This window comes from Sphingobium sp. AP50 (assembly GCF_900109095.1).
In the GTDB taxonomy this organism is placed as follows: Bacteria; Pseudomonadota; Alphaproteobacteria; order Sphingomonadales; family Sphingomonadaceae; genus Sphingobium.
In genome coordinates, this window is record NZ_FNYZ01000050.1 from 1 (window position 1) to 5,447 (window position 5,447).

The 5,447-nt window shown below is 61.1% G+C and carries 7 protein-coding genes; 5 read left to right on the forward strand and 2 right to left on the reverse strand.

Annotation, left to right across the window (positions count from 1 at the left end; all coding sequences use genetic code 11):
• Positions 1 to 117 precede the first annotated feature (117 nt).
• The 3 genes from BMY84_RS28650 (at position 118) to BMY84_RS28660 (ending at position 1,869) form a co-directional block, all read left to right on the forward strand.
• Positions 118 to 1,068, forward strand: a complete 951-nt coding sequence (locus BMY84_RS28650; RefSeq protein ID WP_093088544.1) for an ArdC family protein — start codon at positions 118 to 120, stop codon at positions 1,066 to 1,068.
• 67 nt (positions 1,069 to 1,135) lie between these two features.
• Complete coding sequence (locus BMY84_RS28655; RefSeq protein WP_093088546.1) at positions 1,136 to 1,345, forward strand: hypothetical protein; 210 nt, start codon at positions 1,136 to 1,138, stop codon at positions 1,343 to 1,345.
• Entirely contained in the window at positions 1,342 to 1,869 is a 528-nt protein-coding gene (locus BMY84_RS28660) for a hypothetical protein (RefSeq protein ID WP_093088547.1), read from the forward strand. Before BMY84_RS28655 ends, BMY84_RS28660 begins: the two co-directional genes overlap by 4 nt.
• A 747-nt stretch (positions 1,870 to 2,616) precedes the next feature.
• Here the strand turns inward: BMY84_RS28660 and BMY84_RS28670 are convergent.
• Positions 2,617 to 3,168: a type VI secretion system-associated protein TagO gene (locus BMY84_RS28670; protein WP_093088550.1), complete on the reverse strand. Its 552-nt coding sequence runs from the start codon at positions 3,166 to 3,168 to the stop codon at positions 2,617 to 2,619.
• A gap of 191 nt (positions 3,169 to 3,359) precedes the next feature.
• Here BMY84_RS28670 and BMY84_RS28675 point away from each other — a divergent pair, with 191 nt between their 5' ends.
• Positions 3,360 to 3,794 carry a LexA family protein gene (locus tag BMY84_RS28675; RefSeq protein ID WP_093088552.1) on the forward strand — a complete coding sequence of 145 codons (435 nt, stop codon included), beginning with the start codon at positions 3,360 to 3,362 and terminating at the stop codon, positions 3,792 to 3,794.
• A gap of 10 nt (positions 3,795 to 3,804) precedes the next feature.
• The gene (locus BMY84_RS28680) at positions 3,805 to 5,067 is read left to right on the forward strand and encodes a Y-family DNA polymerase (protein WP_177204260.1); all 1,263 of its coding nucleotides are present in this window, start codon (positions 3,805 to 3,807) and stop codon (positions 5,065 to 5,067) included.
• Between the two features lie 17 nt (positions 5,068 to 5,084).
• Here the strand turns inward: BMY84_RS28680 and BMY84_RS30070 are convergent, their stop codons facing one another.
• The gene (locus tag BMY84_RS30070) at positions 5,085 to 5,237 is read right to left on the reverse strand and encodes a hypothetical protein (protein WP_177204261.1); all 153 of its coding nucleotides are present in this window, start codon (positions 5,235 to 5,237) and stop codon (positions 5,085 to 5,087) included.
• Positions 5,238 to 5,447 lie beyond the last annotated feature (210 nt).

The following is a 5,447-nucleotide window of genomic DNA, read 5'->3' on the forward strand; positions in this document are numbered from 1 at the left end:
GTGATCCCCCTCCCCCATGATCGGCCCCTATTTGCGCCATTCCCCGACCCACTTCGCCAGCGGGCAGAAGTCGATGGGAGCCATCGCCTTCGGCTCCATTTTAAGAAGGGAATGCACATGGCACGGAACACCGGCAAGGCCCGCAAGACCACCACCAGCGCCGCGCGGATCGACGTTTACGAGGAAGTCACCAACCAGATTGTTGCGTTGCTAGAGGCAGGCACCCGCCCATGGTCGCCCCGTTGGGCATCGGGCGCGGCATCGCTTCCGCTTCGCCATGAAGGCACCCCCTATCGTGGCATCAATATCCTGTTGCTTTGGTCCGCATCCATGGAGCGCGGATATACCAACCCGCATTGGATGACCTACCGGCAGGCGCATGAGCTTGGGGGACAGGTCCGCAAGGGCGAGAAGGGCAATCTTGTCGTTCACGCTGGCAGCTTCACCCCCAAGGATGGCGAAACCGGCGAACCCATCACCAATGCCGAGGGCGAGGAAGCGACACGCAAATTCCTGAAAAAGTATGTCGTTTTCAATGTCGAGCAGATCGACGGCTTGGACATGAGCAAGTTTCCCGCTCCGCAGATCGAAATCAAGAACCGCGATGAGCGCGACAGCGAACTTGATGCAGCCTTTGCGCGCTGGCCCGTTCCCTATCGCGAGGGCGGCAGCAGCGCCTATTACGACCCCAGCGCCGACCGTATCCAGATGCCCGCCTTTGCGGACTTTGTGACCGGCAATGCGTTCTATGCGACCCTTGCGCACGAAGCGATCCACAGCAGCGGCAGCGCCCACCGGCTCGCCCGCGAAACCCTGCGCGACTATGGGAAGGATCGCGCAATCAGGGCCGAGGAAGAATTGATTGCCGAGATCGGAGCCGCCATGCTTTGCGCCCAGCTTGGCATGGAACCGACTGAGCGGGAGGATCATGCCGCTTACGTTGCGTCCTGGCTTACCGCCCTTCGCAATGACAAGCGCGCGATTTTCCGCGCAGCAACCGCAGCACAGGCAGCAAGCGAACTGATCCTGTCCCACATGAGCGCGCCCGCCATGGCTCGCGCCGCATGACCGAGAGGGGCGGCCACGTCGCCCCCCTTCCCCGTTCCCGAAGGATCGACCGAAAGGAAGCAGTATCATGGAACCGATGCGCCACATTGATAGAGATACGCGCCGCGCCCGCCTTCTGGCAGCGCGCACCCGACCAGTCGGAGGCATCAACCGGCGCGGCATCTTCACCGGCCATTGGGACGGCGGTGATGTTGTGCGCCAGTTTCGCGGTGACGCCGGTTCGTGGATCGGCCTTGCGACCTACAGGGCCAAGCCTGACACGGAGCCGCAGCCATGAAGATCAGTAATACCGCGAGCGCCGTTCGCGCCACCTTCACGCCGACCGAGATTGCCGATTTGCAATTTGTGATCGAGGCCGCAGAGCGCGCGGGCCACTACATGCCGGCGCGCGTCCCGACCATCATTGCCGCGCTGGCGAGAAGTGCCGATGATGTTCGGTTCAGCCAGGCGATGAAACGCGCCGAGAAGGATCGCTCCAAGCGGATCGAGCAGGAGCGGCGCGACCGGCAACAGCAATTCATGATAGGCGATGACTTTAGCGTCATGGCGAGCCGCGCCGACTACGCCGACGCGGCTCGCGATCCCGATATGCGCCAATGGGTTGACCTTGCCTTTCATGAAATCATGAAATGGCCCCTGCCCGATCAGTGCGAAATCCGCCGCGATGTTTGGCTTGTGCGCGTCGTCCAACTCGACGGCGGCACATACAGCGCCGCCATCGGTTCGGATTGCACCGCGACCGCCAGCCTTGATGAAATCAGGCCCATTGCCGAACGGTTGATCGCGCGCTTTGAGGGCTGAGATTGAAAATCGCGGCGCGGGCCTCACGGCCCGCGCCTATGTTTGCGTCATAGAAAGATGAAATCATGGCCGCTCCCGTCATCGCCGCTGGACTGCTGTTTGCCTGCACCCCAACACACGTTGCCGATGGCGACGGCCCCATATGGTGCGCCGAGGGGCCGCGTATCCGGCTTGGCGGGATCGCCGCGCGAGAGCGCGACGGTTCATGCCGCCCAGGGCATCCTTGCCCGACCGCATCGGCGGACGCAGCCATGAGCGCCCTCGTTGGGCTTTTGGGTGGCTCGCGGGGCCATGTCCGGTTCCGGGGCGCTCGCTTCGATCATGCGCGCGTCCGAGCGCCTACCATGCGATGCCTATCGAGCGGCAACGGCAAAGGCGCGCGAACCGCCGCATTCTGCCAGTTGGCAGATGGGCGGAACCTCAATTGCGCCATGCTGGCGACACGCACCGTTGTTCGCTGGGATCATTATTGGCCGAAAGGGATACGCTGTCACCGCTGACGAGTTGCGAACGGCCTCCCGCTCGCTAATGTGCGCCCCATACAAGGGGAATGCGATGCTGAAATATCTCGTCCTGATGCTCGCTGCCTCGGCAGCACCCATTCAGGCGCAGTCCGCCTTGGAACATCATGCCTGGCAAACGCGCAAGCCGTTGGTCCCCATGTCGCGGACAGCAATCGCGATTGCTGGTCCCGTCACCGTGCGATCAGGTGCTATCTTGTTTGGCAAAAAGACCGTGGCCGCGAAGTCATTGACCCTTTGCAGCCTTCATGTTGTCGAAGTAACTCCACTTGGGGCAAGCCTTGGTTACTTCACGCAGCTTGCTTTCAAGTCCATCAAGCGAGAATATTGCATCTTGAATGCGCCCATTTCCTTGCGGTTTTAGGGCAAGCGATTGCCCCTTGCCGGTCAGAAGGCGGTTCATGAGTTCGGTGCCGGATATGGTTTGCCCATCAAGCGTGAAGCTTTGCATTTCCCCGCCATCGCCCGATGCGTTCCATTCTTGAGGCATTGCGGGAAAACCGTCTGCGTTCCGAATGATCGTGATGGTTTTCATTGCCGTCATCTGTTCCGGCCAGACCAGTTGCAGCCACAGATTATTGGCCTTGGGAATGCACGAAATTGATAGTGATGCCGAATAAGAATCACGCAGGCCAACCGGCATAGTCTGGCTGTCACTGCTGACAGAAACGAGCGTCATATCGCCGTCAGTATATTCCTGCCGGAGTTTCCATTCAGCATGAGCGGGCTGCGAAGCGAGGAAGCCCAAGAGGATCGCTAAGCTTGTGTATCGGATCATAAAACCCCCAGCCCAAAATCATTGTCTATCTGCCTAGCTGCGCGATATTGAGCAATCCCTACCGCGAGCTACGTTTGATTTTACGACGCCGCTCAAACGCCTCTCCACAGCGAAAAATGATGCTGACGGGCGAAGGCGTGTTCCTATTTCGTTCTCTTGTGCGTTACAAGGAGGCGAAGAAGGGAATCATCATGTTGCTGCCGCCAATGCAGCCGGTCCCGCTTGCGATGGTGCCAGAGGGCCTAATTCCTCACATCATCAGCGCAGCGGGTGCCGGCTTTCCATCCCCAAGCCAGGACTGGCAAGAGGACGCTATCTGCCTGATCGAGCTGCTACGGCTCGACAGAGCTGCCAGCTTTGTTTTTCGGATCAGCGGCAACAGCATGATCGAGGCCGGAATCTATGACGATGATGTTGTAGTGGTGGACCGGGACACCCGGCCCGTTGAAGGTCACATCGTCATAGCCATAGTGGACGGCGGCTTTGTCTGCCGCCAGCTTGCACGACGCCAGGGCGGGATGATGTTGGAGGCCCGGAACCGGCATCTGCACTATGAACCGACCAGCGCCGAAGGCGTCGAGATATGGGGCGTTGTGCGATCCAGCGTTCGCGATTTCCGTCGCTAGGCCGCTTCCGATGACACACGGGATCGTGGACGTGCAGAACTTCTACGTCAGCGCCGAGCGGCTATTTGACCCGTCGCTGCGCGGCGTGCCTGTCCTTGTCCTTTCGAACAACGACGGCTGCGCAGTGGCGCGCAGCGAAGAAGCAAAGGCTTTGCACGTCCGCATGGGCGAGCCGGTTTTCAAAATTCGTGACCGGATCGAGCGGCACGGTATGCGTTTGCGATCGAGCAATTACGAACTCTATGCGGACCTCAATCGCCGCTTCAATGCGGTGATTGCCGATCATTCCGATACCGTCGAAATCTACTCGATTGATGAGAGCTTCTACCGTGCGCCGACCTTGCCGAATGGCCTTGGCGACGTGGAAGCCGCCCACAAGCTGCGCGAGGATATTTTGCGCCAAGTCGGTTTGCCGACCCGGATCGGCCTTGGCCCGACCCGCACATTATCCAAGGTCGCCAATGCGCTTGCCAAGGCAACCGAAAAGGTTTGGGGCGGCGTGGTCGATCTTCACGATACCGAGCTGCGCCGCCGCCTCTTTGAACAATGGCCGGTTGGCGAAGTTTGGGGCATCGGTGGCGCGCTGGAAGCGCGCCTGCGCCCCCTTGGCATTCGGACAACCGCCGACCTGGCTGCGATGGCGCCAGCGGTTGCGCGCGACGTGGGATCGGTTGTGCTGGAACGCCTAGTGCGGGAGCTTAACGGGATCGAATGCGTCGATTTCAAACTTGAACCCGACGCATTGAAGAATACCGCCGTCACCCGGCAATTCGGGGAGCCGGTCAAGACGCTGGACGAATTGCGCGAAGCGATGGCACGGCGCGCTGCGCGCGCCGCCGAGAAGATACGCGCCCAAGGTCTCGTTGCGAGCCGCTTGATCGCCTTTGCCCATGGATCGCGCTACCGCCCTAATCCGCCATCGGCTTCGCGATCGGCGCGGCTTTCGCCGCCGACCAACGACCCGCGCGTCATATTGCGCATTGTGGGCCAGATGACCGAGGCGATGTTTCAGCCGGGGGGCGTCTATACGAAATGCGGCGTTCTCTTGGAAGACTTGACCCCGCAGGGGCAGGGCCAAGCGGACCTGTTTGCCGAGGCCGACCCACGCGCGCCCGCGCTATTGGCTGCGATGGACGGCCTCAATAGCCGCTTCGGGCGCAATACGATCACGCTGGCCGCGCAGGGCCACGGCCCCAAGGCTTTCGACACGAAACGCAGCCAGAAAAGCCCCGCGTGGACAACCCGGATGAAGGACATACCCGTTGCTCGCTGACAGGGCCGCGCAGGCGTTCAGAAATCGACCTCGCGCCGCTCCATTTCATCAATAACCGCCTGTTCCAGCGGTGTGAGATTTTCGGGGTCTTGCACCTGGTCCCATAGGCCAACCAGTTCCGCATCGGTCATTGCTGCAACGGCAGCGGCGGTATCAGCAGCGTTGTCCATATCCTGTCTCCTTGAGGCCACCCTACCAGCAATCCCCGCCCTGTAGCGATACCCTTCCCCTCGCCGGGACAAGCCCCGGCAAGGGCGAGATCGAGGCGGCGCGCCGCCGCGTATGGGTTTGCTCTAGGGGCCTGTTCCGGCCCCCTGGCGCAAGGGCTGGACCGTCTCGCTCGCTGCGCTCCCTCGCTTGGCGATCATGGGGGTGTCCCC